The following is a 25,789-nucleotide window of genomic DNA, read 5'->3' on the forward strand; positions in this document are numbered from 1 at the left end:
CGAGCGTCGAAGGTACCAATATAAGAATAGTCACAAGCCTCAACGTAGGATAAGGAATTTAACTGAGCTAAGTCAAGCAGTGATGGCTTACAAGCTTCTTGAACCTGATCAGGCAAGGGCTCGTCCTACGACTTTCCTTAATAAAAGTGGGGGTAAAGGATGGGATTTGGTTTTCCCTGTGAATGTAGATATCACCTTGTACTTAAAAGCCCTGCAAGTGCAGGATAAGGTGGATGCTTTCTTGAAAACACCTGAAGCGCTGAATATATCATCTGATTCAACAAACGCTCGATTCTATTTGAATTCGTATTATTCCTTGCAGAGCTCAAATGTAAAGAGTCCAGAAGACTTTAAGCAATTACCAGTTTCAGTCTTAAAAGATGAACCATCAGATAATGTCCTTAAGCAGCTGTTACAAAAATTTGTGAAGGTATCAAAGAATTTCGATTCTTCCACAATGAAGAACGATCAGCTGTATAAAAGTCAGGAATTTAAAGACGAACTATTCAAAGAGATACTGAATGGTTAACTTATTGATTTGCTATATAAGCGTCTTGTAAGTCGGATATGGGGGCTGAAGGAACAGCGGGCGCACAGCCTCCATATTTGTAACTTTAGTACCAGTTGTGGGAGAGCCAGAAGGTTTTGGCACCACAAGGGTTGTTGTACCGGCTCCAAATATACCCTACCCACGTGCTATCTGCCTAAATTGTGCCAGTTCGATCATTCTGACAAACAAACGAGACGGACGCATGCATAAGTGTCCACCTCGCTTGCATAATAGTTCGAGCAGAAAGGGGTTACGCGCGCATGAGTTTCAGCGCAATGCCGGTGCCCTGGTTCTGCATGTATGCCAGACGGATCAGTACCTCGGCCATGGGTTCGATATACCGGGAGCAGGTGATGTCGCCGACGTATTGGGCATCGAATCCGATGGAGCGAAGCAGGTCAACGACTGTGCCGGCGCTGGTTTCCTCGCCGGAGACGGGGACGAACATCTGACCCTTTTCGAAGGATCTCAGGTCATGGTTAGGGGCCAGTACAGCATTGAGCGCCTTGACGACCTTCGCCTTCGGCAGGGCCTTGGTAACCTGTTCGCCGGCGGAATCCTTGAAGCCGACGGTGAGGTTCGCGAAGTCGGGGGTGAGGGGGTTGGTCATGTCGATGACCGTCTTGCCGGTCAGGGCATCGACCCAGTTGTCCTGTAGGGACAGGGCAGCCTTCAGGGGGATGGCAAGGAAGACGAAGTCCGCTTGTCGAATGGCGGTGGCGCCGTTCTCCTTGCTGGTGGAGGTGTTAATTGACGTGACTGCGTGCCCTGCGTTACGGAGGGCCTTGCAGATACCAGTGCCGACGGCGCCAGATCCGAGAACTACCATGTTTGACATTATGTTTCCTATCTTTGTGGTTTTCGGTTTGCATTATTTATCATTTCTCGGTCTGATACCGGTGACAAGGGTCAAAGCACGAAGTGAACTATCGTAGATTACGATAGTTATTTGTCCGAGCAGAAGGAAGACAAGTGGAGTTTCGGCAGTTGGAGATTTTCCTTACGGCCGCCCGGGAAGAGAATTTCAGCAGGGCTGCCGAGGCGCTTTTCCTGCCGCAATCGGTGGTCAGCGAGCAGATCGGCAGGCTAGAACGCGAGTTGGGAGTGAAGCTTTTCGACAGGTCCCACCGGGCAGTGCGCCTTACTACCGAGGGAAGGACCACGGTCGATCTTGCCTCCACCGTCATGCGTGACGTGGGTAAGTTGCGCCGTGAGGTGGGTTCCGGGCGGGAAACCAAGGGCCTTGTCACCATATCGCTGGCCATCGGCAAGGGCATGACGGAACGTATCACCAAGGTCGCCAACGCCCTCCGTGCTGAAAAAGTGCAGCTGGAGATAATGGAAGCTAAGCCCGCTCAAAGGGTCTCCCTGGTGAAAAGCAGCCAAGTGAATGCGGCGATCCTGCGCGGTCGGAGGGCCGGGGCCATGGATGATTCCAAGCTAATCTGTGAGGATTACCTGGTGGCGGCCGTGAACAGGGCGCATGAGTCATTCGGCTCTTCCAGAATATCCCTAGAATCGCTGCGCCATACTCCCATGGCCCTGACTGCCCGCCAAAGGAACCCCATGTTGGTGGATTTGGTGGCGCAGGCATTCCAAGTTGATCCGAAACTCATCCCGCGTGCCTTCGCCTTCAGTACGGTCGAGGCCGCCTTTGCGCAGATCTCCATCTGCGACAAGCCTGCCTGGGTGCCGATCTACGAGGACTATGAGTCACAGCATGAATATCAGGGTATCTGGTCGGCGCCGATCGACCCGCCCCTGACGGTTCCTGTCTACCTGATTCCAGGTTCATTCCCCAGCGCGGCTCAGACCAACGCTATTCGTCTCCTGCTGAAGTTCTGCCGGCATTTCATGAAGAGGGATGCTTAATCTTGAGTTTGGTACAGAAGTATCATTGATTACATATCGGAGTCTTCAGGTGCTCTTGATAAGTAAGCAGGCATGCGATCTCGTCACCGCTCTTGGGATGGATGACAAAAAGCGAGGGACCGGACGGAGGCTTCACCTCCCGTTCTGGTGCCTCGCTTCGCATGGTTCAGAACTTGCTGATCGTATTCAGGGTTGGCCGTAGACGCTCCTGTATCGGTCGTTGAGCTTGGTGATGTCGTCGTGGTCGACGAGATGGGCGTGCCGTTTGTGGACAGGAGGACGATCCGGCCATGGCCTTCACGGGCTCCCAAAGAGCTCGATAACATGGCGAAGCGTCTCGCCGACAAGAAGGTCTGCCCAAGTCGGCCAGGCGCACAGCGTAACCACAGATACGATGTCCCTCCCCAAGTGGGGAGGGATTTTCATTTACCTTTCCCACCAGTCGAACACCAGATAACCAGACATCAACCCATCAACCTACCAGAGCAACAGTCACATCAGAGTATCCAACCCACCATCAGAAACACCACCAAACAACAACTAATTACACGATGCGCTTCTTGGCATTGAATGGCATTAAGCTGGGGGAAGTGTGTTGAGAGATCATTCCGAAGGCTTTAGGTTTGATCAGGTGTGGGCGGCAAAAAGAAAATGTACGGTGAATGACCGTTGTTGGAAAAGGAGAAAAGCGTGGCTTTTGATTTCAAGAAGGAATACAAGGAACTGTATCGACCATCGTCGACTCCTTCGATCATAGAAGTCCCGACGATGAACTTCCTCGCTGTCAGGGGCAAGGGCGATCCCAATTAGAAGGACGGCGAATACGGTAAGGCGGTTGAGTTGCTCTATGGCGAGGCATACACCCTTAAGATGAGCTACAAAGGGCCGCATAGGATTGACGGTTTCTTTGAGTATGTCGTACCTCCTCTGGAGGGGCTTTGGTGGCAGGACGGTGCGCAGAGGGTCGATTACGCGCACAAGGAGGATTTCGGGTGGATCTCCCTTAACAGGCTGCCAGACTTCATTCAACGCTCCGATGTTGAGTGGGCCATCGGTGAGGCAACCCGAAAGAAGAAGCTGGATTACTCTCCAGTGGAGTTCCTCACCTATGACGAAGGCCTGTGGGTCCAGTGCATGCATGTCGGCGGTTATGACGATGAGCCCGCAACGATCCAAGCCATGGATGCCTTCGCACAGGAGCAGGGGTATGCGGACAGTATCACCGCGGATAGGTACCACCACAAGATCTACCTGTCCGATCCTTCCAAATGCGACCCGGCTAAGCTGAAAACCGTGATCAGACATCCTGTGATCAGGCAGTAGATTCGGTCTCGGTCGGGAGGAAGAGGAAGGCGTCGCCAACTTTGGATTGGCGTTGACCTTCCGGCGCCTCTCCAGCAACCTTCTGGTCCGCCCATCCTCCTCCTGGCTTACCCCCGCTTGGTGGCTTCCAGCCCGGGTTGATGCCGACAAGGTGCTCCCGTCTCCTCTGGGCTCGATCAGCGCATGAAGATATTGGTTTCGTGGGGGCTTCGTCGATCAGGATTGCCAGGCCGAGTTCGGTAATCCGATTGGTCGCCTTTCAGGGTTGGGCTGGTGCCGGTAGGTGATGTCGGGGTTGTGGGACGATGCTGGCGCAGGGTAGGAGCTGCATTCGAACATTTGTGCTAATCTGATTCCTGCAGTGAAGAACATGTTGAGATCAATCGGAATGACAGGGGTTGCTTCAGTGAACAGGATCAATTTAATAGCTCTTGGGGTCAAGAGCATTTCTAAGTCGATGGAATTCTATAAGTCCATTGGGTTTACCTAATATGCCAATGAAAAGGAACCACCGGTTGTCTTTTTCGATAACCAGGGAACCAAGTTGGAACTGTACCCATTGGATGAGCTGGCGAAGGATGTAGACGAGAATACCCCCCCCCCCCCGGCGACGGACAGGTCGGGGTTCCTGGGGTTCACGCTGGCCATCAATATGAAGTCCAAGGAAGAGGTTGACGACTTCCTTTCGTTGGCGGAAAAGAACAACGGGAAAATCGTGAAGAAGGCCCAGCCAGTTGCATGGGGAGGCTATAGCGGTTACTTCCAGGACCTGGATGGATATTACTGGGAGGTCGCTTACTCTGAGGCTTGGAAATTCGATGAGCAGAACATGTTGATCATCGAGTGAGATTAGGTTGATGGTCCTTCCAGTTACTAATGGCCGCATGCCTCATCCCGTCCCAGTCCCGTTCCTGGCCGGCCCGTCGTGGTTGAAAGGCCTTCCGGCTTGTCTCAATCGCGTCAGGCTGAGCCAGGAACCATTGCATGAAGTCCGGCATGAGGGTGCTGTGCTCCGATACAACTAAAGATGCTGCTTTCTGCTACTCCGGGATTAAGCAGACAACCCTGGCCTGGCTCTTCGACATTCCAGCTGCCGGAATGTCCTAAATGCTCACCCGGCGCGATTGTTCATCTTCGAAGACGAAATCTTCTTTGCCGATGTGTGGGCACCCCGGTATTGGTACAGCGGCCCATGGATGTCGGGTCGTTGGGAAACCGAAGACGCGGAATTTAGATGATGAAAGCACGGAATCGGACGGTAAACCCGGTATTTCCTTATGCCTGAGTCGTCAGAGTGCCCCGGATGCGATTCGAACGCACGACACCTTCTTTAGGAGAGAAGTGCTCTATCCCCTGAGCTACCGGGGCAACGGAAACTACTGTACCACGAAGTGCGACTCGGGCAGGTCGCTGCTGTGCAGGCTAGGACCGTGCGCCTCCTGGAGAAGTTAGCCTCCTATCCATGCCCGCCGTACTGTCATGGTTTACAATTGCTCAACGGTCGAGCTGGCTGTGTGTTCCTTGGAAGGGAGCCGAGCTGGCGATGATTAGCTGGAGGAAACCATGGCGCAATTCAGACGGTCCTTCCTGGTGAAGCATGTCTTTGGGTGGACGGCTAGGCTGCTGGCGCTGGTCAGCTTGCTGGCCTTAGTGGCGCGTGCCTGCCCGGCATGGCTGTCATCGATCCCATATCTGCCGGATCTGGCAGCGCTGACGCCCTGGTTCGTCCTTTTGGGTCTGCTGGCCCTGGTCCTGGCTCTGATGGCTTCACGATGGTTCACGGCTTTGGTGCTTATAGCCGCCTTGGCCCTGAATGTCTACTGGCAGTACCCCTTCTATCAGGAGGGGTTCGAACTCAACGGGCAAGCTGATCGGCTCATAGCCCTTGAGCATCCCGACAGGTACGATGATGTGGCCCGGGTCATGACCCTGAACGTCTACAAGGGTCAGGCCGAAGCCGATCAGGTAGTCAAGACCGTCAGCGACAACCGGGTCGAAGTGCTGGCTTTGCAAGAGGTCAGCAAGGATTTTGTGTACCGATTGCACAAGGCCGGCATCGACCGATATCTGCCGCACGAGCAGCTTTCCACATCTTCGAAGGAATATGCCAACGGTCTTTGGACGGCCGCGCCAATGCAGTCGCCATCAAAGGATGACGTGGGATCTTGTTCCTCCATGATGCCGGCGGCCAGCATCGACTTCGGCAGAGGCAAGACCAGCGTCAGGTTCGTCTCAGTCCATACCACCTCGCCGCAGCCGGGCAGCTGGAATGCCTGGCGACGCAGCGTATCCGACCTGGGAACTCTGCGAAAGCATGACCACACCCGGTATGTGCTGATGGGAGATTTCAATGCTACCTATGACCATGCCGTTTTCCGAGACATGTTGGGGGAGCGGTTCAGCGATGGGGCACGTCAGGCCGGACATGGCATGAGCATGACCTGGCCGGCCGACAAGGCCCCCCTGCCCAGGTTGGCGGCCATCGATCATGTTGTAGTGGACCGTGACATCAGGGCCAGCCGGATGCAGGCCATACCCATCGCAGGTTCGGATCACGCGGCTCTGCTGGCCACTCTGATGGTGGAGTAGCGGGCTTTTCAGCCTTCCAAGTTGGACTGGGTGCCAGCCTGTGCCCCAGCGCTGGCCTGTTCCTGTTGGGCGGCATCGAGCCTGGCCCTCACCTGGCCCAGCAGTTCCTGGGCGCGCTTGGCCAGTGCCTCGCCGATCTCCCACTGACGCATGGAGGCATCCAGATCCAGGCCGCCGGCTTCCAGCGCTTGAACCGCCTGAATCAGCTGATCCCGGGCCTGCTCATAGGGCAATTTAGCGATGGTTTCGCGTTCCTTCTGGCTCAGGGCCGAGGCCAATACCGGCTGTTCCTTCGCTTTCTCCTGGGTCTGTTCTTCGTCGGTATCGCTCATGCCTGCTCCTCTTCTTGTCTGATTCTTATCCGATGCGTTATCCCAATTCCTGATGACGCAGATGCTTATCGCGGTTGATTATATGCGGCTGATTACGTCAAATCGGTCACTGCCCGTCGATGACCCTGGTCTCGATGCGTCCCTCTTTGACGGTCAGAGTCAGATCCTGATCGGCCTGAACCTGCTGGGGACTGATGACCACCTTCCTGTCCAGGGCCTGCACGACTGCATATCCGCGGTCCAGGGTGGACTGGGGAGAGAGGGCGGTCAGTGAAGATTGCAGCTTCTCGACGGTCAGGGAGGCATCATCAACGATCCGTCGCAGGGCTATGTCCAGTCGGACCAGAGACTCGTCGACCAGCCGTTGGGGCTTGTCCAGCATGGTCTGTGGCCTTGTCAGGCTGGGACGGTTGGCATATCCCTCAATCAAACGCGTCTCGCCTTCGACCATATTTTCGATACGTGCGTTTATGCGCATCCGGGCCTCCTGGATGATGCCCTCTTGCTCGACTAGGTCAGGCACCACCCGCTTGGCTGCGTCGGTTGGAGTAGAGGCGCGCAGATCTGCCGCCAGGTCGATCAGGGTCCAGTCATCCTCGTGGCCAATGGCCGAGACGATGGGGGTGGCGCAGGCTGCCGTGGCTCGGACCACGGACTCGTCCGAGAAGCCCAGCAGATCCTCGAAACTGCCGCCGCCTCTGGCTACAATAATCACATCCACAGCCGGATCAGCATCCAGCTTCTGGATGGCTTCGACCACCTCGGGGGGGCACTGAGGGCCCTGGACGTGGGCGTGCACCACTGAGAATTCGATAGTGGGCCAGCGCAGACGGGCGTTGGTGATCACATCCCCCTCGGCCCTGGCCTTGGGTGCGCAAATCAGGCCGATGCGCCGGGGGAATTCTGGCAGGGGAACCTTGTTCTCCGCATCGAAGAGGCCCTCGCCCTTGAGCTTGCGCCTGAGCTGGTCGATCTGCTCTTTCAGGTCGCCGGTGCCTACACGTTTGATCCGGTCGGCCATAAAGCTCAAACGGGTTTGTTTAATCCACAGGTCAGGCCGCCCGTGGACTACCACCCGGTCGCCTTGGCGGAATTCCCGGGCCTGGGCGGCGAAGGCGCGGAATCCCATGACGTTGATGGAAATGTCCTCGAAGTTGTCGCGCAGGGTCAGGTATGCCGAACCTGTCCGGCGGGTGTTGATCTCCACGATCTGACCCTCCACCCAGGCTCCGGGCCAGCGGGCCACCGCGTCGTGGTACTTCTGGCTGAGCACACTGACCGGCCACGGGTCTTCCTCGGTGGTATCGCGCGCCAGGCGGGGCAGCTGGTCAAGAGGTTTGGGGGCCAGCCCTGACGAGGATGTGCCAGCCGCCGCACCCATTGACCCCTGCATGTTCGCATCCATGTATGCTCGCATCTGATGCCTCCTGACCATCGGTTTCGCCAGCCTGACCAACTCATCTGACATGCCTGTACAGGTGGTATTCGGGTTGGTCAGTGAAGGAAACGTTCTCTCAGGGTCTCTCAATACGGGGACAATTCCATATGCTCTGGAGGCTCTCTAGAGGCCCTCTGCCGGTTGCTCCTGAGCTGATTTCGCCGAGGGCACAGTGGCATTTCTTTCACTCGCTAGCAGGCTGGAACTGAGGCGAAAGCATGGAAGGCGAGGGTTGCAACCAACGCTTTGATGCACCTGCCCTAGTCTGCGGCTTACCTGCAGCAGAGGCGGTTTCCTGGCGGCTGTGTCAAAGGAGACAGCACTGATTCCTGATATCGCAGAAGTTATTTACGTTCTGGCGGTAGCATAAATAGAGTAAGCCGGATATGGTGCGGTTCCTGCTTCTTGAACCCATCATGCGGCGGTCTCACGGATTGAGGTTGTTTCATGTCTGATGGCGTCGACATAGCAGGTCGATATAAGGGCACAGGGCCGCGGGATCTCCTGCGTGTGGGCTTGGACATCGGCTCTACTACAGTCAAAGCCGTGGTTCTGGGCACAGGCGACGGGCTGGATCAGGCGCTTTTCAATGACTATCGCCGTCATCATGCCAATGTGCGGCAGTGCGTGGCAGAACTGGTCACCGACATCAAGCTTTCCCTGTCGCGGGTTGGTTTGGCCGGCAATCCCATCAGTCTGGTGATCACCGGCTCGGGCGGGTTGGAGCTGGCCAGCCAGCTTCAGGCTGAATTCGCCCAGGAGGTAATTGCCGAGACCGAGGCCATCAACGCCACCTATCCAGAAGGGGATGTGATCATCGAGCTGGGCGGCGAAGATGCCAAAATCACCTATCTAAAGCCTACTCCGGAACAACGAATGAACGGGTCCTGCGCAGGCGGGACCGGTGCTTTCATCGATCAGATGGCCACCCTGCTCAACACCGATGCTTCAGGGCTGAACGATATGGCCTCCAAATACAAGACTATTTATCCTATCGCATCGCGCTGTGGGGTCTTCGCCAAGTCCGACCTCCAGCCCTTGATCAACGACGGAGCCGCTAAGGAGGATCTGGCTGCATCCATTTTCAACGCCGTTGCCACACAGACCATTTCCGGTCTGGCCTGTGGACGTCCCATCCGCGGCAACGTAATCTTTTTGGGCGGGCCCCTCTTCTTTATGAGCGAGCTCAGGGAAGCCTTTAAGCGGATTCTCCAGGACAGGGTCAGCCGCTATATCATTCCCGAGAATGCACACCTCTATGTGGCCTATGGTGCTGCCATCATGGCTGGTCGCCACGACCAGGATGACCAGGACAGCGCGGCGCAGGTCAAGACTGACTACTCGCCTGAGTCCGACGTGAACGACCCCTTCGGCCCGGCTTGGGGACTGGACCAGGCGGAGGTCGACAGGGCACGGTCCGGAAAGGCTTCGAGCCTGGACAAGATGGCTCTGCATGATGCCATGCAGGATGGCCGCACCACCACCGTGGTGGACGGTGAAAATAAGGTTCCGGCGACCGAAACCGCCAAGGATGCCAGCCAAAATCAAGACATGCACTTTGAACTGACTTCGCTGGATGGTGTCCTTTCGGCATTGAAGGGCTTGGAGAACATGCCCTCGACGGCCAGAACGATCCGGCCGCTCTTCCTGAATGAAGACGAGCGCATGGAGTTCAACGACCGGCATGGGTCCCAGGTCATCCCTACTGGAGATCTGTCTGGGGCCAAGGGGCCGCATTTCCTGGGCATCGACGCGGGCAGCACGACCATCAAGGCCGTGCTGATCAACGACGACAAGACTATCGTCTGGTCCACTTATGGGGTGCATAAGGACAGCCCGCTGATCGCTGCCGCCAACATCGTCAAGGAGGTCAGGAAGTCCCTGCCGGAGGGCGCTTACATCGCCCGCGCCTGCGCTACTGGCTATGGTGAGGGTCTGGTCAAGGCCGGTCTGCATGTTGACGAGGGTGTGGTCGAAACAATGGCCCACTACCGGGCAGCCGAGGAGATCAGCCCCGGCGTTACCTCGGTCATCGACATCGGCGGACAGGATATGAAGTACATTGCCGTCAACGATGGGGTCATTGATTCGATTTGCGTCAATGAGGCCTGCTCGGCAGGCTGCGGATCCTTCCTGCAGACCTTCGCCCAATCCATGGGCATCAGCATCCAAGACTTCACCAAGCAGGCGCTGGCCTCCGAGGCCCCGACCGATCTGGGCTCCCGTTGCACGGTATTCATGAACTCCTCGGTCAAGCAGGCTCAGAAAGAGGGCGCATCCCCGGAGGATATCGCCGCCGGTCTTTGCTACTCGGTGGTCAGGAATGCCCTCTACAAGGTCATCAAGCTGCGTGATGCCAACGCTCTGGGGCCGGTGGTCGTTGTCCAGGGAGGGACCTTCCTCAATGATGCCGTTCTGCGGGCCTTTGAGCTCCTGACCGGCCGCAAGGTGACCAGGCCCAACATTGCTGGGCTCATGGGAGCCTATGGTGCTGCACTCACGGCCCGTATGCACTGCCCGCAGAATGAAGAGATCGAGGATCTGACTGTGGCCAGCTCCATCCTGGCAGGGGACGACTTGGATAACCTCTCCATGACCACCACCCACGATGTCTGCAAGCTCTGCCAGAACCACTGCAAGCTGACCATCACCGAATTCAAAGATGGCGGCCGCTATGTGACTGGGAACCGCTGCGAACGTGGCGGAGACAAGAACCGCAAGCGCTCCGACAGGCCTAACCTCTACGACTTCAAATACAAGCGGGCCTTCGCCTACCGCCGTCTGACCCCGGACAAGGCCACCAGGGGCGATATCGGCATTCCACGTGTGCTCAACATGTACGAGGACTACCCCTTCTGGTTCACCCTGCTGACCTCATTGGGCTTCCGGGTCATGATCTCGGGGCGTTCCAACCATGAGCTCTTCGAGAGCGGGATGGAGTCCATCGCTTCCGAGAACATCTGCTACCCGGCCAAGCTGGTCCACGGGCATATCCACTCCCTGGTGGACAAGGGCATCAAGACCATCTTCTATCCCTGCGTCACCTACGAGCAGGAGCTGGTTCCCGATACGGACAACCATTACAACTGCCCCATCGTGGCCAACTACCCGGTGGTGATCGAGGCCAACATGGCCGAGCTCAAGGAGAACGGTGTCCGCTTCATGCGGCCCTACTTCAACCTGTCCAACAAGGAGAAGATGGTCGAGCGGATCGTCAAGGTCTTCGACTGGGCCAAGGTGAGCGAGGAGGAGGCCCGGATCGCCGTTCAGGAGGCCTACAGGGAGGATGCCCGGTTCAAGGAGGACATCCGCCAGGAGGGGCTTCGCGCTCTGGCTTACATGCAGGAGTATGGGGTCAAAGGCGTGGTGCTGTCCGGACGCCCCTATCATGTGGATCCCGAGGTCAACCACGGCATTCCCGAAACCATCTGCTCCTTGGGCATGGCCGTGCTCTCCGAGGACTCCATCTGCGAGCTGGACGTACATGACCTGCCTAAGCTGAGTGACTACATCATTCCAGCGGCAGGTGAGCGGGCGCTGGCCTCCAACAACCCCACGGCCGCCAAGTTCCGCAAGACCGTACCAAGCTTCGGTGACGATCATCAGAAGATGCCCTTGAGGGTGACCGACCAGTGGGCCTACCATTCCAGGCTCTACTCGGCCGCCAAGTTCGTCTCCGAGTATCCCGACCTGCAGCTGGTCCAACTGGTCAGCTTTGGATGCGGTGTGGATGCCATCACCACCGACCAGGTCCAGGAGATTCTAGCTGACAAGGGCGATGTCTACACGCAGTTAAAGATCGACGAGGTCTCCAACCTGGGTGCAGCCAAGATCCGTCTGCGCTCGCTGAAGGCCGCCATGGACGAACGTCACCAGCGGGGTCTGGCCCAGGAGGACAGCGAAGACCAGGAGGAAGCCCCCGTTATGGAGCAGGCGCATGTGAAGGCCGGAGCCAAGGAAGTTGATTCGTTGCCTGACCTTGTTCAGGCGGAGGATCCATCTGATTCCCATGATTCTCAGGAATCTCAAGAGTCTGCCAGCCATATTGCAGTAATGGATGCAGGTGCGTCTGACAAGCAGAAATCCGATGGGTTCCGGTCCACCAACGCGCAGAAAATCAACCTATCTCAGCGCAAGGCCGACATTGTGGCTCTGGCCCGGTTCGTGGCCCTGCACGATAAGAGCGATCAGGGTCTGATAGGCCTTCATCCCATGGGCGTCAGGCCCATCCGGGAGGCCATGGCTTCGCAGCAGAAGAAGCAAGAAGCCGACAACCAAGGCAAGGATGTCCAGGCTAGCGGAGCCGCCGCCAAACCGACCCTGTCCAAGTACGCCACAGAGCATCGCTTCACCAAGGAGATGGGGCACAAATTCACAGTGGTGGCACCGCAGATGTCCCCTGTGCACTTCTCTCTCCTGGAGGCAGTCTTCTCCAGCGCCGACTACCACTTCGAGCTTCTGAAGCATGCCACGGCCGAAGACATCAACACCGGTGTCAAATACGTCAACAACGATGCCTGCTTCCCGGCCATCATCGTGGTGGGGCAGCTGGTCAACGCCTTCCTTTCCGGCAGGTTCGACCCGCACAAGTGCGCGGTCATCGTCACACAGACCGGCGGCATGTGCAGGGCCACCAACTACTATGGCCTTCTGCGCAAGGCCCTGGCTGATGCGGGCTACGGTTATGTGCCGATTATCACGCTGAGCGTGCAGGGCTTCAAGGCCAATCCCGGCCTTCAGGTAACCCCGGCGTTGCTGCATCGTGCTGTCAAGGCCTTCTATCTGGGCGATGCCATGATCGAGTGCCTGCTCAGGGTCCGTCCCTACGAGCAGGAGCCAGGATCAGCCAACAGGCTCTACAAGCTTTGGGACACGATCTGCAAAGAGACCATCGAAAACCACGGGTATTCCAAGACTGCCAAGAAAGTCTACGGTCATGGATATCTGCCTTACCGCAAGCTGATGAAGAGGATGATCCGGGCTTTCGACCAGCTGCCGCTGCGCGATATTCCCCGCAAGCCTCGTGTGGGGGTAGTAGGCGAAATCCTGGTCAAGTACCATCCAGATGCCAACAACCATGTGGTCGACCTGATTGAGAGCCAGGGCTGCGAGGCCGTGCTCCCCGGTGTCTGTGACTTCATGGTCAACGGCATTTCAAACGCCGAATGGAACGAGGAGATGCTGGGCACAGGCGGCCGGGTGGGTGTCAAGAAGATCGTCCTGAAGGCGGCGGATGCCTACCGCGCCCCCATGATCGCCGGGTTCAAGGCTTCCCATGGGAAGTTCGACATTCCCGCCCATATCAGTGAGCTGAGGGAAAAGGCCGCATCAGTCACCTCCCTGGGCGTTCAGGCTGGAGAGGGTTGGCTCCTGACCGGAGAGATCATTGAACTGATCCAGTCCGGCGCCCCCAACATCGTTTGCGCGCAACCCTTCGCCTGCCTGCCCAACCACGTGACAGGACGTGGCATGTTCGGCAAGATCCGTAGGACCTACCCTGAGGCCAACATCGTCTCGATCGACTACGATCCCGGCGCATCGGAGGCCAACCAGCTCAACAGGATCAAGCTGATGATCGCCGCTGCCAAGAAGCCGGGCGACCAGCAAACACTCAGCCGGGACCACAAGGATGCCGTGGAATCACAGCCTGCGGGATCGACCGGCCTGGATGCTGGGCAGGCAGCACCCGTCCAGGACGAAGAGAAGGTTCTGGAGAGTCTGTAGATACCAGGTTGAGGCCGGCGTCTGGAGCTAACGCAGCGGCCTCGGAACTGCTGAACCACGAAGATCAAGGAAAGAGGGGCTTACCATGACCAGCCGCGAGGAGATCAAGGCTCTGCTGGACACCGACCAGATCTACATTGCCGATACGCCTGAAATGAAGCAGGTCCAGGACGCCCAGCAGGATTTGGTCTTCGAGTTCAATGCCTGCCGTCCCAGCCAGGCGGAGAAAAAACAGAACCTTTGCAAAAAGATGTTCGGCTCCTTTGGCCAAGGCAGCTGGATTGAGGGACCAGTGCGGGCCAACTGGGCCTGCAACACCTACTGGGGGAGCAGATGCTACGCCAACTTCAACCTGGTTCTGGTTGACGATGGACGCATTGACATAGGCGACCACACCATGTTCGGACCCAATGTCACCATCGTCACCACCGGGCACACCATTCGCCCCGATATACGTGCCTATGGAACGCCCCAGTTCTCGGCCCCGGTCAGCATAGGCAGGAATGTGTGGATCGGCGCAGGCGCCATCATCATGCCAGGAGTGTCCATCGGAGGCAACACGGTCATCGGGGCAGGGTCCCTGGTCACCAAGGACATCCCCTCTAACGTGGTCGCCTATGGCCACCCTTGTAAGGTCGTCCGTCCCATCAATGACCACGATTATGAATACTTCTGGAGGGATCGTCGGTATCAGGCGCCCTATGATGCCCGACCTTTCAAGATGGATCAAGCTGGCTGACTGATGGCTGACTCTTTGGCCCTCCCTGCCGGCTGGTGTCTGGCAGCCGTCGTTTGGCCACCGCAATATCTGAGCTGATCAGCGATATCCATCCCAGAGTGGTGAGGGGAAGATCAGCGCCTTGAACCGGTCCCATTCCTGGATGTAGTCGACTTTCGGCCCACGCAGCAGCCGTATCTGTATGCCGTCCATGACTTCCAGACTCATCCTCACCCTGACCCGCATGTCTGTTGCCCACTCCATGCCTTTGGGAAGCAGCCATGGGAATTCGGAATAGCGCTCCCAGACCTCTGCCGGCCTGCGGATGAAATAATCATGCAAGGGATGGTTGGTCGCTACAGCCTCAGTTTCCAGGACTGTATAAAGCTGTGTGAGTTCGGGCTGGCTGGCGTTGTGGGCGACCAAATAGTCAAAATAGGCCGGGAGATGCGGATGTTCGGGGTCGGATCCCGGAAGGCCTGTCTGCAGGAATTCCTCAGGGGTGCCATAGGCATCGTAGATGTCTGTGACCAGGAGTGAGAGCAGGCCTTCCTTGCTGCCCACATAATGGAGGACGCCCGGTTGCGACATCCCTACCATGTCAGCGACGTCTTTGAGCGATATGCCGTTGTACCCATGCTGGCTGATGAGGTGGGCGGCGGCCTGTGTGATTTCCGCTCTTCTCACCTCCGGTGATTTTCTGGTACGGCTCGTCATTGTCTGGTCTTGCGACTCCTTTTCACTGCTCCTGGACATGTTGATACTTATGGTACATGGGGCGTATTGGTAACAGCACAAGGGTTCCGACTCGTCTGGGGAGAGAAAAGAAGTCGTGGCACCCGCGGCCCTGCATAGAGTCGTTGACTTGACAGAACCATTGAATAACTGTTAGGTATATCATTATCTAATGATTGGTAGATATGGCTTTTCCGCCATTGGAGTGTCAGAGAAGACTAGTTGAAAGATATCGACACCATGAGCGACTCAACAACCCAGGCATTGGGTGATTCCGAACTTCTGCAGGTGCATAAGGACTCCTCGGAGCCGTCAACCTATCCGGAATGGACTAGCGAAGAAAGCCAAGGCTTCCAGTCAAAGCTGGAGCCGCGGTCCTTTAACACCTTCGTTCTATGAATTGAGTCCAGTAAATCAAGATTGGAGTTCATCATGTCAGACAATGCGGGCAGCACGCGCCTTCCGGACAGGCTCATCTTCGGGTGCGCCTACTACGACGAATACATGCCCTATGAGCGGGTGGACAAGGATATGTCCATGATGAAGTCCGCGGGCATTACCACCATTCGTATCGCCGAATCCACCTGGAGCACTCTGGAACCCCAGCCCGGCGTATTCGACTTCAGCCATGTGGACCGTGTGCTGGATGCCGCAGGACGCTTCGGCATCCAGGTCATCGTGGGCACGCCCACCTATGCCGTCCCCGCCTGGCTGGTTGCCATGCATCCGGATGTTCTGGCGGACACCCCCAACGGCCACAACCGGTATGGCGCTCGCCAGATCATGGACATTGTCAACCCCTCCTACCGGTACTATGGCGAGTGCGTCATACGCAAACTGATAAGTCATGTGTCCGATAACCCCCAGGTGATCGGCTACCAGGTAGACAACGAAACTAAGTACTACGACTGTGTATCGCCCGACGTGCAGCGGCTCTTCGTCAAGGATCTGCGACGGCGATTTGATGATGATCTGGATCGTCTCAATGCTACCTTTGGCCTGGACTACTGGTCCAACAGAATTGACTCCTGGGAGGACTTTCCCGATCTGACCGGGACCATCAATGCATCCTTGGGTTCGGCCTTCGACCGCTTCCGCCGAAGCCAGGTCAGTCGTTACCTGGCCTGGCAGGCTGGCATTGTGCGCGAATATGCCCGCGAGGACCAATTCGTCACCCACAACTTCGATTTCGACTGGGGCCCGGGCTGGTCATACGGCATCCAGCCAGCCGTCGATCATTTCGAGGCGGCCGAATGCCTGGACGTGGCCGGTGTGGACATCTACCATCCCACGGAGGATAACCTGACCGGCAAGGAGATCGCCTTTGGCGGGGATATGAACCGCAGTCTGAAGGGCGGCGCCAACTACCTAGTCCTGGAAACCGAAGCCCAGGGGCAGAACGGCTGGCTGCCCTACCCAGGCCAACTGCGGCTGCAGGCATACAGCCATTTGGCATCGGGCGCTAACGGGGTCATGTACTGGCACTGGCATTCCATCCACAACTCCTTCGAGACCTACTGGAAGGGGCTGCTTTCACAGGACATGGAACCCAACCCCACCTATGAGGAGGCCGGCCAGTTCGGCAGGCAGATAGCGCAAAAGGGTGTGGGGGAGCGTCTGATCAACCTCCAAAAGCGCAACAAGGTCGCCATCATGGTGGGCAACGACTCCCTGACCGCTTTGGACTGGTTCTCCCTGGAGACTGGCTTCCCCCGTCAACAGGGGCAGATCTCCTACAATGATGTGATCAGACGGGTCTACGACGCTCTCTTCGAGCTCAACATCGAGTGCGATTTCATCAGTGACAAGGCTGACCGGTCCCGGCTGGGTCGCTATGCCCTGATCGTGGTTCCAGCCTTGTACAGCACCAATGAGGATACGCTGAGGGTCTTGGCCGATTACGTTCATCAGGGAGGTCACTTGGTGGCCACGCTGCGCTCCTTTGTGGCGGACGAGAACCTCAAGGTTTGGCATGACAAGGCACCGCATCTGCTGATCGACGTGTTCGGCATCGACTACAACCAGTTCACCCGTCCCGGCAAGGGTCTTACCCTGGATTTGCATGGGACCGACCAGGCCGGGCCGGCCTGCCAGGGGTTGATTGAGCTGCTGAATCCGCGTCCCGACACTCAGATTCTGGCATCCTATGACCACCCGGTCTGGGGGCGGTATGCGGCTGTGACCCGTCATGATTACGGTCGCGGCAGCGCGGAGTGGATTGGCACTCTACCGTCGGCCCAGGGTATGCGGCTGCTGCTGTCGGATGCGGCGGATGTGGCTGGCCTGAGCGGTCCTGCCCGGGATCTGGCCGGCCTGGTCACCGTGCGTGAGGGCACCAACGCCTTGGGGGAGCAGGTCGCCTACCTGCTCAATTATTCATCGAAGAAGGTCAAGCTGGACGCACCCTATGGTGGGCATCTGCTGGTGGCAGACGGGCAGGCTGATCCTCAGGCGCATGTGGATCAGGGCCAGTCCATGACCATCGGCCCTTGGGAACTGGCGATCATTGTTCGGTAAACCGTCTTCAGTCTGACTGACTGCAAAGCTATCAGTTTATGAGTTATCAATGAGAAAGGAAGGTGTCCAGATGGCATCGAGGAAGCTGACGGAGGATCTGCCCTACCGCAATCCCGACCTGAGCGTGGATGAGCGGGTGGCCGACCTGCTGGGACGGATGACCCGGGAAGAGAAGGTAGGCCAGATGATGCAGCTGGATGCCAGCCAGGGGGTGGACAAGGAGGTGGTGGACCAGCACGTCGGCTCCCTGCTCCATGTCTCTCCGAAGAACATGATCAAGGCAGACAAGGCCGTTCATCGCACCCGACTGGGCATCCCCCTGCTGATCGGCGACGACTGCATCCACGGCCATTCCTTCTTCCGCGGGGCCACCATCTTTCCCGAGCAGCTGGGCATGGCGGCCTCCTTCGACCCGGAATTGGTTCAGCGGATGGGACGGGCTACGGCCCAGGAGGTTGCCGCAACAGGCATTCATTGGACCTTCTCCCCGGTGCTTTGCATCGCCAGGGACACCCGCTGGGGTCGGGTGGACGAGACCTTCGGCGAGGATCCCTTCCTGATCGGCGAAATGGCGTCGGCCATGGTGCGCGGCTACCAGGGCGGATCAGCCATGACCGGAACCCTGCCCAAGGATGCTGTGCTGGCCACGGCCAAGCACTTTGCCGGCTACTCCGAGACCCAGGGCGGGCGCGACGCCTCCGAGGCCGACCTCTCGCACCGCAAGCTGCTCTCCTGGTTCCTGCCGCCCTTCGAGCGCCTGGCCAAGGAGGGCGCGGCCACCTTCATGTTGGGCTACGAGTCCATCGACGGGGTACCGGTCACCATCAACAACTGGCTGCTCAACGACGTTCTTCGAGGGGAGTGGGGTTACCAGGGCACCCTGATCACCGACTGGGACAACGTGGGCCGCATGGTCTGGGAGCAGAAGGTGCAGCCCGACTACGCCAGGGCCGCCGCGGCCGCAGTCAAGGCAGGCAACGACCTGATCATGACCACGCCAGGCTTCTACCAGGGAGCCTTGGATGCGCTGGATGTCGGGCTGTTGCGCGAGGAGGACCTTGACCGGGCGGTCAAGCACATCCTGGCCCTGAAATTCCGCATGGGGCTCTGTGAGGATCCGCGTCTGCCCGACCCCGAGGCCCAGAAGGCGGTCATTAACTCACCGGAGCACCAGGAGCTCAACCTCCAGGTGGCCCAGGAGTCTGCAGTCCTTTTGAAGAACGACGGCATCCTGCCCCTGTTCGGGGGTGTGGATGCTGATGGCCGCCCTAGCGATGATTCGCCGCACAGCGTCGCATTGGTGGGTCCGCTGATCGACGATGCCCAGAACCAGCTAGGGGACTGGGCGGGCGGTTCAGGTCAGTGCGACTGGATCAAGGACCAGCCTCGGGAGATGATCGCGACCGTGGCCGACGGTCTGCGCCAGGAGTTGCCCGAGAACTGGCAGCTTAACTGCGAGCAGGGTGTTGAGGTGCTCCGTCTGGTAGACGACCTGGCGGACAAACTCTTCCCCGATGGCCAGCCCAGGCCCGAGGTGGCGGCCCCGGCCAGGATCGATCAGGACCGCTTCGACAGGGCCGTAGACCTGGCCAGGCAAAGCGACCTGGTGATTGCCGTGGTCGGCGACGTGGTCCAGCTCGTGGGCGAAGGCTGTTCGACAGCCACCCTGGAGCTCTATGGTCCTCAGCGTGATTTGCTGGATGCTCTGGCGCAGACGGGCAAGCCCATGGTCATTGTGCTCATGTCTTCCAAGCCGCTGATCCTGCCCGCGTCCGCACAGTCGGCCAGGGCTCTGATCTGGCAGCCCGACCCGGGTATGCAGGGCGGTCGTGCCCTGGCCAGGATTCTCGTCGGCAAGGTTGAGCCCACAGGCAGACTGCCCATCACCTTCCCCAGGCACGTAGGGCAGTTGCCGGTCTACTACAACCAGATCCGGGGCCAGCATGGAAACCGCTATGCCGATCTGACCCAGGAACCGGCCTTCGCTTTCGGCCAGGGCATGGGCTACACCACCTTTGCCTACGGAAGGCCCCAGGTCGATGGACCGGATACCGTGGAACCCGAGGATACGGTCAGGGTGACTGTAGACCTGACCAACACCGGCCAGCGGCCAGGCACCGAGGTCGTTCAGGCCTATATCAGCGACCTGGTGACATCGGTCAGCTGGGCTGATCGCGAGCTCAAGGCCTTCCAAAGGATTCAGCTGCATCCAGGGCAGACCAAGAAGGTAGTCTTCGACCTTCCGGTGTCCGAGTGGACCCTGGTCGATGCTGACTGCAACCGCAGGGTGGAGCCCGGTCAGTTCCAGGTGTTGGTAGGATCGTCCTCGCGTAGGGAAGACCTGCAGGCCGTGACGGTGACAGTGGGCTGACTGACCGCCATCCGGTAGCGGAACTCCTCGCGTGTTGATTGCCCAAGGCCCTCGCCTGCTTCTACGATTGCAGCATGAGGAAAAGCGTAGGCGCTGGGTACGCGCACCTGTTGACGGTCCCTAATCCGCGGCATGTAGCCAGCCTGGCTAACTACTTTTCGCGCGGGTCTAAGCCGCGTTCCCAGTGGCGGTTCGGCATCGAGATTGAGCATCTGCCGGTCCGCAACGACGGATCCGATGCCCCGGTTCCCTATGAGGGGGAGCGGGGCATCGAGGCCCTGCTGTCTGCCTTGGAGCCCTGCTACGACGGCGATAAGGAGTACCGGGAGGACGGACACCTGGTGGGGCTGAGCAGGCCGGGCTGCGTGGTCTCCTTGGAGCCCGGCAGCCAGGTGGAGTGCTCCCTGGGTGTGATGCGGAACAGCCGAGAATTCGAGGACCTCTACCGTCGCTTCCGTGCCGAGGTCGACCCCATTGCCAAGCGTCTGGGGTTCCGGCTGATCGAGTACGGGTATCGCCCAGCCGGGTCCTACGCTGATGTGGGCGTCAATCCCAAGGAACGTTATGCGGTCATGAACACCTACCTGGGTCGCATTGGCCAGTGCGGACCCATGATGATGCGCAGCACCGCCTCCACCCAGATCAGCATCGACTACCAGGACGAGAAGGATGCCATCGCCAAGATCCGTCTGGGCACGGCCATTGGGCCTATTTTGGCCTACCTATTCCGCAATACTCCAATATTTGAGGGGGAACCCAACCACATGCCCCTGCGGCGCCAGCGGATCTGGGACTGGCTCGACACCCAGCGCACAGGTCTGATTCCTGGGCTGTTTGAGGATGGCTTCGGCTGGGAGGATTATGCCGTGGACATGCTGTCCACCCCGCTTATGGTGGCTGATGTCTCACACACCCCAGAGGTAGAGGGGCCGCAGGGGCAGCAGGTCTTCATAGCCTGGCACGAAAACGCCGGGGAGATCTATCCTGATCGGCCGCTCAATGATGCCGAGATAGCGCACATTCTGACCACGCACTTTAACGATGTCCGCTTAAAGAACTACATTGAGCTCAGGCACTGGGATTCCCTGCCCATGAAACGCGCCAGCCGACTTCTTGAGGTTGTCGGTGGTATCTTCTACGACTCGGATCGATTCGCCAGGCTTGTCGAGCTCTTGGACGGGGTGAGCGAGGAGGATGTGCTCCAGGCCAAGGCTGACCTGCAGGTCCGTGGCAGCCAGGCCAGCCCCTATGGCCGCTCTTTGGACTTCTGGCGGCAGGTGCTAGGTGCCGAGGACACTCTGGATGATGTGCCGGGTGACCCCTCTAATCCCAGCCGATTCCAGAACTAATATCTCGCGCAAGCTCACTAAATTGGACAAAACTTTGCTGTCGGTTTAAACTCGTGTTAGTTGATAAAACGTTATAGCAATTCTGGAGACTCGCAGCGGAGGGATTCCAATGGTGGTTGTCATTCGGTATGATGCGCTGACGCCAGAATTATACGAACGGGTGCGTTCGACGGCTGGTTTCCACGCTTACTCACCAATCGACGTAAAGGCGGCCCTTTCTGGTGGCTATTGCTCAGTCGTTGCCGAGGTAGAGGGTGAACCTGCTGGTATCGGCCGTGTCATTGCCGATGGACGAATAGCTTTCTTCATCAAGGATCTTGTGGTGCTGCCCCAGTATCGCCACCACGGCGTGGGTAGTGCTGTCCTTCAGGCACTTCTGGATCGAATCGCTCAAGAAGCATGCGAGCATGCTTACGTGGGGCTGATGGCCACTCCTGGCAAGGAAGGTTTCTACGAGGAACATGGCTTTATTCGGCGGCCAGGTCCGGACCTAGGCAGCGGGATGATCCGTTTCCTGGACGGCGCCTATCGGTCGCAGTTATCAACTGGAAGCAAATCAAAGGAGCAGGAATCATGAATCCAACACCAGTCATCATCGATACCGACCCGGGAATTGACGATGCCGTTGCCATTGCTTTGGCGCTATTTTCGCCTCGGCTGGATGTGCGTCTGATTACCACGGTGGCCGGCAATGTCGGCTTGGACAAGACCACGCCGAACGCCCTGCGGCTGCTGACATATTTCGAACGTCGTGTCCCGGTGGCCCAAGGGGCCTCTGCTCCTCTGCTGGAGCCTTTCGTGGATGCCAGCGATATCCATGGAAAGACTGGAATGGAGGGCTTCGACTTCCCTGAGCCCGATCGGTCCCTGCTGCTGAAGGAAAATGCGATCGAGGCCATGCGCAAGGAGATCATGGACTCGTCCGAGCCGGTCACCCTGGTGACCATCGGACCGCTGACCAATATCGCCCTCCTGCTCAAGGTCTACCCCGAGGTCGCCAAGGGGATTGGACGGATCGCCATGATGGGAGGCTCCACTGCCCGCGGCAATCGTGGTGTCATGTCCGAGTTCAATATAGCCACGGACCCCGAGGCTGCCGCCATTGTCTTCGAGTCGGGAATCCCCATCGTCATGGCGGGCTTGGACGTCGGTCTCAAGGCCCTGGTCCTGCCCGAGGACAGCGCTCAGCTGCCTGCCATGGGGAAGGTGGGCACGATGACCCACGACCTGTTCAAGAAGTACCGCGGAGGAAGCTTCGCCACGGGTCTGAAGATGTACGATCCCTGCGCGGTCGCATGCATCCTGGCCCCTGAGCTCTTCAAGTTCGCAGAGACCTCTGTTGAGGTAGAGCTGGCGCAAGGCCCGACCCGCGGCTGCACGGTCGTCGATCTGAAGGGTTATCGGAAGCGCAAAGCCAACGCTTCCGTGGCTATCGATGTGGATTCCAAGGGATTCCGGGCCTGGTTCCTGGATGGCATGAGCAAGTGCATTTGATTACCAAGACCAAGAAAGGGAGTATTACAAGGTGATTGCGGAGATCATTCTGGTTCTGGTCGTCCTGGTGGCGATCGGGTACCTGATCATCAAGAAATATAATCCAGCCCTGACCCTGATTATCGGGGGCCTAGTCCTCCTCCTGGGTGCCTGGGCGCTGGGACATCCTCTGTATGCTGCGGGCAAGGGGACAGGTTTCGGGCTCTTCGATGTCTTCATGGTTTTCAAGGACACCATTCTGGATCAGCTCAAGGCTGCCGGTCTGGTCATCATGGTTCTGTTCGGCTACTCAGCCTACATGAACAACATCGGGGCCAACCAGGTTGCCGTGAACTACATGGTCAAGCCCCTGCGTCACATCAAGCACAAGGCGCTCATCGTGCCGGCTGTCTTCCTGCTGGGTAATGTCATGTCCCTCGTTATCCCCAGCGCTTCCAGCCTGGCAATCATCCTCATGTCTATCCTTTACCCCGTACTGGTGGGCATGGGCCTTTCATCGCTTACTGCTGCCGGTGTAATCGCCTGCACGGCCACCATCATGCCCACTCCTCTGGGTGCAGATAATGTTATCGCCGCCAAGACGCTCAAGTACGATCTGATCGAATATGTCGGCAACAACGCCAAGATCGCTATTCCTTCCCTGCTGATTATGGCCTTGGCCCACTATATCTGGCAGAAGTGGTGCGATCGCCATGAGGAGGGTACCGGCGTCGCCGACCCGGTCGACCATGATGCGAAGGCTGTGCGTGACACCACGGGAATTCCCGGATATTACGCTTTCCTGCCTCTACTGCCCCTCATTCTGATCCTGGTCATCGGCATCGCGGCCATGTTCATCAAGGGTCTGACGATGGATATCGTGGTGCTGACCTTCATCTCCTTCTTCATCGCGGTTATCATCGAGGCCGTCCGGCATTGCTCCTTCAAGGAGATCCAGGGATCGGTTGTCGAGATGTTCACCGGCATGGGTCGCGGCTTCAGCCAGGTGGTCATCCTGGTCTGCGGCGGTTCTCTCTTCACCACCGGTGTTCAGAAGCTGGGGTTAATTGACGCCCTAACCCACTCGGTGGAAGGATCCACTGGAGCCGGCCTGACCGTGGCTCTAATTTTCGCCCTGGCCACCTGCCTGTTCGGCTTCCTGTCCGGTGGTGGCCTGGCCATGTTCTACGCGGTCATCGCCCTGGTGCCTGGCATCGCTGCTGCCGCGGGTGTCGACGGCATCCTTATCGCCATGCCCATGCAGCTGATCGCCAACTTGGCCCGCGGCATATCCCCGGTGGCGGCGGTCATTATGATCGTGGCTGCCAGCATCAAGGTGGAGCCCACCAAGGTACTCAAGCGGACCAGCGTGCCCAGCATCGTGGGCATCATCAGCGTATTGGTTTTGTCGATCTTCCTTCTGCCATACTGATTGCAGTTGTAAACCCCCCTAAGGGCCTCCCTAGTGTCGACGCAGTCGATTCTGGGAGGCCCTTGGTCAACTTTGGGATCACCCATTCTTTTAGAGTGTTCTATTTATATTTGATACATGGAAATAATGGTCGGTGTACCTGGATTTATGCCTATCTGAACGAGTGAGGAGCACCCAGTCGTTTGCGCTGATACAGAAATGCGCTGGCTCAGTGTATTCGTCTGGAGCGATGAATGAACTTTCAGTTGCTGCCGCACTCGTACGACATTCAACACGGACTTCGGGTTATGCTTGGACTGTTACACAATCGGTCAATTCGGAAAGATATTTTATGGGATTCGTGACTATTCGCGATGTGGCACAAAAAGCAGGCGTATCCATCGCGACCGTCTCGCAGATCTTGCATGGGAAGGGCCGTTTCTCCAAGAAAACCAAAAAACTGGTCATGAACACGGTTGACGCTTTAGGGTATATTCCTGATTCAAGGGCCCAGGCTATCCGTATGTCCGATTCTAAGATGGTCGGTTTATTGGTACCTGATTTACGAAACAGATATTTCGCGGATCTGGTCAGTTCTATGGAAAATATACTCTATGAAGAAGGCTTCAACACACTTATCGGTACTTCTGCCGAAAATGTGGAACGTCAGGACTCATTTATTACCAATATTCTAGGGCAGAGATTTGATGGGTTAATTATTATCCCACAAGGAGTGGAATCTGCAGGTTTGAAGGCTTTAGTAAAACGAAATATCCCCACGGTCTTTGTAGACCGCCGTGTACCCGGTATGGAAACAATTCCTTATGTTGTTTCAGATCCCAGGCCAGGTCTGGTGGAGGCGATGCGTGCCTTATATGCCGACGGACATAGGAAAATCGCTTATCTCGCTCATCCTTCCTTGAAGTCTTTTAGCTTGAATGAACGCGCAGAAGCATTTAAAAAGTTGAGTCCTCAGTTCTTCGGAAAGTCGGGTTCTCTGATTCTGTCTAGTGACAGCAAGAGCGGATCGCTCGAACTGGCGCTGAACCGTATCGATGAATTTGGAGCTACTGCACTCATTTTCGGGTATTCGCCAGATGCTATCAGTTGTTTGGGCATTTTCCATGATCGCGGAATCAAAATAGGTTCCTGCATGTCGCTTATTTCTTTTGATGATATTGATGTCTTCAATCTTATGACGCCAAGAATTTCGATTATCTCCCAGCAGGCCGAGAAAATGGGGCGCAGAGGCGTGGAGATGCTACTTGAACTGATAAGAAATGGAGTAAGTGGCCTGGGGGCTATGGTGAGTATTCCCACCATTTTCATTCAACGTGAATCGGTGGGGCCGGCTCCAGCTTTGGGCTCATACCACTGAGTGAAATTT

16 protein-coding genes, 1 tRNA gene and 2 pseudogenes are annotated in these 25,789 nt (G+C 57.5%); 14 read left to right on the forward strand and 5 right to left on the reverse strand.

Going from position 1 to position 25,789, the window contains the following annotated elements; genetic code table 11:
* The first annotated feature begins 82 nt into the window (after nucleotides 1–82).
* Nucleotides 83–529, forward strand: coding sequence for a hypothetical protein (locus J3U06_RS04710; protein WP_267400752.1), 447 nt, complete (start codon nucleotides 83–85; stop codon nucleotides 527–529).
* Between the two features lie 271 nt (nucleotides 530–800).
* Here J3U06_RS04710 and J3U06_RS04715 read toward each other — a convergent pair whose 3' ends face one another.
* Complete coding sequence (locus tag J3U06_RS04715) at nucleotides 801–1,388, reverse strand: NADPH-dependent F420 reductase (protein ID WP_267442696.1); 588 nt, start codon at nucleotides 1,386–1,388, stop codon at nucleotides 801–803.
* A gap of 134 nt (nucleotides 1,389–1,522) precedes the next feature.
* Between J3U06_RS04715 and J3U06_RS04720 the strand changes: the two genes are divergently transcribed.
* The 3 genes and pseudogenes from J3U06_RS04720 to J3U06_RS04730 all read left to right on the forward strand — a co-directional run.
* Nucleotides 1,523–2,422 (forward strand): LysR family transcriptional regulator, encoded by a 900-nt coding sequence (locus J3U06_RS04720; protein ID WP_267400750.1) that lies wholly within the window; start codon nucleotides 1,523–1,525, stop codon nucleotides 2,420–2,422.
* A gap of 690 nt (nucleotides 2,423–3,112) precedes the next feature.
* A pseudogene (locus tag J3U06_RS04725) lies at nucleotides 3,113–3,745 on the forward strand (GyrI-like domain-containing protein).
* A gap of 514 nt (nucleotides 3,746–4,259) precedes the next feature.
* Nucleotides 4,260–4,592 (forward strand): annotated as a pseudogene (locus J3U06_RS04730) (VOC family protein); the annotation flags it as partial.
* 448 nt (nucleotides 4,593–5,040) lie between these two features.
* On the opposite strand, the gene J3U06_RS04735 reads toward J3U06_RS04730, so the two are convergent.
* Nucleotides 5,041–5,113 (reverse strand) — tRNA-Arg (locus J3U06_RS04735).
* A gap of 195 nt (nucleotides 5,114–5,308) precedes the next feature.
* Between J3U06_RS04735 and J3U06_RS04740 the strand changes: the two genes are divergently transcribed.
* Entirely contained in the window at nucleotides 5,309–6,334 is a 1,026-nt protein-coding gene (locus J3U06_RS04740) for an endonuclease/exonuclease/phosphatase family protein (RefSeq protein ID WP_267444479.1), read from the forward strand.
* An 8-nt stretch (nucleotides 6,335–6,342) separates the two neighbouring features.
* Here the strand turns inward: J3U06_RS04740 and J3U06_RS04745 are convergent, their stop codons facing one another.
* Together J3U06_RS04745 and xseA are read right to left on the reverse strand one after the other, a co-directional pair.
* Entirely contained in the window at nucleotides 6,343–6,666 is a 324-nt protein-coding gene (locus J3U06_RS04745) for an exodeoxyribonuclease VII small subunit (protein ID WP_267400747.1), read from the reverse strand.
* Between the two features lie 106 nt (nucleotides 6,667–6,772).
* Nucleotides 6,773–8,047, reverse strand: a complete 1,275-nt coding sequence (xseA, locus tag J3U06_RS04750) for an exodeoxyribonuclease VII large subunit (RefSeq protein ID WP_267444615.1) — start codon at nucleotides 8,045–8,047, stop codon at nucleotides 6,773–6,775.
* A 504-nt stretch (nucleotides 8,048–8,551) separates the two neighbouring features.
* Here xseA and J3U06_RS04755 point away from each other — a divergent pair.
* Together J3U06_RS04755 and J3U06_RS04760 are read left to right on the forward strand one after the other, a co-directional pair.
* Nucleotides 8,552–13,828 carry an acyl-CoA dehydratase activase-related protein gene (locus J3U06_RS04755; RefSeq protein WP_267444480.1) on the forward strand — a complete coding sequence of 1,759 codons (5,277 nt, stop codon included), beginning with the start codon at nucleotides 8,552–8,554 and terminating at the stop codon, nucleotides 13,826–13,828.
* Nucleotides 13,829–13,913: 85 nt separating this feature from the next.
* On the forward strand, nucleotides 13,914–14,567 hold the full coding sequence (locus tag J3U06_RS04760) for a sugar O-acetyltransferase (RefSeq protein ID WP_267444481.1): 654 nt from the start codon (nucleotides 13,914–13,916) through the stop codon (nucleotides 14,565–14,567).
* Between the two features lie 78 nt (nucleotides 14,568–14,645).
* Here J3U06_RS04760 and J3U06_RS04765 read toward each other — a convergent pair whose 3' ends face one another.
* Nucleotides 14,646–15,233 carry a TetR/AcrR family transcriptional regulator gene (locus J3U06_RS04765; RefSeq protein ID WP_324123885.1) on the reverse strand — a complete coding sequence of 196 codons (588 nt, stop codon included), beginning with the start codon at nucleotides 15,231–15,233 and terminating at the stop codon, nucleotides 14,646–14,648.
* A 480-nt stretch (nucleotides 15,234–15,713) separates the two neighbouring features.
* Here J3U06_RS04765 and J3U06_RS04770 point away from each other — a divergent pair, with 480 nt between their 5' ends.
* The 7 genes from J3U06_RS04770 (at nucleotide 15,714) to J3U06_RS04800 (ending at nucleotide 25,780) form a co-directional block, all read left to right on the forward strand.
* Complete coding sequence (locus J3U06_RS04770) at nucleotides 15,714–17,798, forward strand: beta-galactosidase (protein WP_267400745.1); 2,085 nt, start codon at nucleotides 15,714–15,716, stop codon at nucleotides 17,796–17,798.
* 70 nt (nucleotides 17,799–17,868) lie between these two features.
* Nucleotides 17,869–20,169 (forward strand): glycoside hydrolase family 3 N-terminal domain-containing protein, encoded by a 2,301-nt coding sequence (locus J3U06_RS04775; protein ID WP_267444482.1) that lies wholly within the window; start codon nucleotides 17,869–17,871, stop codon nucleotides 20,167–20,169.
* A gap of 74 nt (nucleotides 20,170–20,243) precedes the next feature.
* Nucleotides 20,244–21,518 (forward strand): glutamate-cysteine ligase family protein, encoded by a 1,275-nt coding sequence (locus J3U06_RS04780; RefSeq protein ID WP_267444483.1) that lies wholly within the window; start codon nucleotides 20,244–20,246, stop codon nucleotides 21,516–21,518.
* 109 nt (nucleotides 21,519–21,627) lie between these two features.
* Entirely contained in the window at nucleotides 21,628–22,095 is a 468-nt protein-coding gene (locus J3U06_RS04785; RefSeq protein WP_267431298.1) for a GNAT family N-acetyltransferase, read from the forward strand.
* Nucleotides 22,092–23,012: a ribonucleoside hydrolase RihC gene (gene rihC / locus J3U06_RS04790; protein ID WP_267400741.1), complete on the forward strand. Its 921-nt coding sequence runs from the start codon at nucleotides 22,092–22,094 to the stop codon at nucleotides 23,010–23,012. The genes J3U06_RS04785 and rihC overlap by 4 nt, the downstream gene beginning before the upstream one ends.
* Nucleotides 23,013–23,043: 31 nt before the next feature.
* Nucleotides 23,044–24,423, forward strand: coding sequence for a C4-dicarboxylate transporter DcuC (dcuC, locus tag J3U06_RS04795; RefSeq protein ID WP_267444484.1), 1,380 nt, complete (start codon nucleotides 23,044–23,046; stop codon nucleotides 24,421–24,423).
* Between the two features lie 229 nt (nucleotides 24,424–24,652).
* On the forward strand, nucleotides 24,653–25,780 hold the full coding sequence (locus tag J3U06_RS04800) for a LacI family DNA-binding transcriptional regulator (protein ID WP_267431301.1): 1,128 nt from the start codon (nucleotides 24,653–24,655) through the stop codon (nucleotides 25,778–25,780).
* Nucleotides 25,781–25,789: the final 9 nt, after the last annotated feature.

Origin of the sequence: Bifidobacterium sp. B4142, assembly GCF_026537325.1 — a bacterium.
Classification (GTDB): Bacteria; Actinomycetota; Actinomycetes; order Actinomycetales; family Bifidobacteriaceae; genus Bombiscardovia.

Bases quoted from the DNA above. Each gene is read 5' to 3' on its own strand.
- J3U06_RS04800 (WP_267431301.1), top strand. From the start codon at position 24,653: ATGAATGAACTTTCAGTTGCTGCCGCACTCGTACGACATTCAACACGG.
- J3U06_RS04710 (WP_267400752.1), top strand. From the start codon at position 83: ATGGCTTACAAGCTTCTTGAACCTGATCAGGCAAGGGCTCGTCCTACG.
- J3U06_RS04760 (WP_267444481.1), top strand. From the start codon at position 13,914: ATGACCAGCCGCGAGGAGATCAAGGCTCTGCTGGACACCGACCAGATC.
- J3U06_RS04785 (WP_267431298.1), top strand. From the start codon at position 21,628: ATGGTGGTTGTCATTCGGTATGATGCGCTGACGCCAGAATTATACGAA.
- J3U06_RS04755 (WP_267444480.1), top strand. From the start codon at position 8,552: ATGTCTGATGGCGTCGACATAGCAGGTCGATATAAGGGCACAGGGCCG.
- J3U06_RS04745 (WP_267400747.1), bottom strand. From the start codon at position 6,666: ATGAGCGATACCGACGAAGAACAGACCCAGGAGAAAGCGAAGGAACAG.
- J3U06_RS04770 (WP_267400745.1), top strand. From the start codon at position 15,714: ATGTCAGACAATGCGGGCAGCACGCGCCTTCCGGACAGGCTCATCTTC.
- J3U06_RS04775 (WP_267444482.1), top strand. From the start codon at position 17,869: ATGGCATCGAGGAAGCTGACGGAGGATCTGCCCTACCGCAATCCCGAC.
- xseA (WP_267444615.1), bottom strand. From the start codon at position 8,047: ATGGGTGCGGCGGCTGGCACATCCTCGTCAGGGCTGGCCCCCAAACCT.
- rihC (WP_267400741.1), top strand. From the start codon at position 22,092: ATGAATCCAACACCAGTCATCATCGATACCGACCCGGGAATTGACGAT.
- J3U06_RS04740 (WP_267444479.1), top strand. From the start codon at position 5,309: ATGGCGCAATTCAGACGGTCCTTCCTGGTGAAGCATGTCTTTGGGTGG.
- J3U06_RS04715 (WP_267442696.1), bottom strand. From the start codon at position 1,388: ATGTCAAACATGGTAGTTCTCGGATCTGGCGCCGTCGGCACTGGTATC.
- J3U06_RS04780 (WP_267444483.1), top strand. From the start codon at position 20,244: ATGAGGAAAAGCGTAGGCGCTGGGTACGCGCACCTGTTGACGGTCCCT.